General features: G+C 61.7%; 1 protein-coding gene. It reads left to right on the plus strand.

From position 1 onward, the window contains the following. On the plus strand, positions 1-907 hold a 907-nt coding region (locus PO883_RS34425), incomplete at its 5' end, for a tyrosine-type recombinase/integrase (protein ID WP_289313798.1). Positions 908-1,411 lie beyond the last annotated feature (504 nt).

Consider the following 1,411-nt stretch of genomic DNA (forward strand, 5'->3'; position numbering starts at 1 on the left):
AACGCGGGCGATGCTGGAGCGCTATCGGCAATATATCTTTGCCTACCGGCGCAAAGCCGACGGTGCGCCGCTGTCGCGCCAGACCCAAAGCAAGCGCCTGATCACGGTGCGTATGTTCTTCAAATGGATGGCAAAAAGCCATCACCTGCTGTTCAACCCGGCCAGCGAAATGGAGCTGCCAAGGCAGGAGACGCGCTTGCCGCGCCATGTACTGACCGTGGCCGAGATTGCCCAGGTGCTGAACGCGGCCGACATTGACGACCCGTCGGGCTTCGGCATCCGGGACCGGGCAATGCTGGAAGCGCTGTACAGCACCGGCATGCGCCGCGCCGAGTTGGTCGGCCTTGACCTCAATGACGTTGACGCCGAGCGCGGCACGGTGCTGGTGCGGCTGGGCAAAGGCAAGAAGGACCGCATGGTGCCGATCGGCGAGCGGGCCTTGGCCTGGATTGCCCGGTATGTCCAGGAAGTGCGGCCGCGCTACCTTGACGACGACAGCGACCCTACGCTGTTCCTGTCGAAGCATCACGAACGTGTGAGCGCCAAGCAGATGTCCGGCATTGCCAAAAAGACCATCGACCGCGCCAACCTTGATCGTGTCCAGGCGTCCGGCCCGCTGAACAGCTCCTGCCACCTGTTCCGCCATGCCTGCGCCACGCACATGCTGGAAAACGGTGCGGACATCCGGTTCATCCAGGCGCTGCTGGGGCACGCCGAGCTGACCACCACCGAAGTCTACACACGGGTGGCGATCATGAAGCTCAAGGAAGTGCATGAAGCGACCCATCCGGCGCGATTGCAGGCCCTTGGCGCTGCGCACGGCGGCATGGCAAGGGCAGGTGGTGTCGGCGTGCGCGTCGCGCTCCTGGACGCCCTGGATGCCGAGGCGATGGGTCAGCCGGATTGACCGCAGGGATAGCATGACCGGCGACCCGGCCCCGAGAACATAGGAATCTTAATATGTTCGGTAACGCAAACCGGCGATTCCTATATATTTGGTAACAACGCTGCCTGCAACTGATTTGCAACCCAATGCAACCAGGTGCAACCGCGCCGCAACCATAAGCCACCGTGTGCAACCCAAATGCAACCGTGCGCTGCGGGAAGCGCCCTGGCATAGGCACGACAAATATGATTACAAAAACCCTACGGGTTCTGTCCTCATATTGGTGCCAAAGGGAGTCCCTTTGAAACCCTGGCCAGGCCGACAAGACGGGCCAGACGGGCCGAACTACGTCGGCAGCAGGTCAGGCCCCACCCAACCACCTCCAAGCCCTCCCGAGCTGCCCAACTCTGCCACTGAGCATCGACAACGTCAGCACTGTGAGCTTGGGCAATGCAGTCGGGAGAGGCACAGCCATTCCGGGGTGAATGCCTTCGGCATTGCAACATAAAGCCGCATTCCGCAAAG

Origin of the sequence: Massilia sp. DJPM01 (assembly GCF_030348125.1) — a bacterium.
Classification (GTDB): Bacteria; Pseudomonadota; Gammaproteobacteria; order Burkholderiales; family Burkholderiaceae_D; genus Telluria_A; species Telluria_A frigida.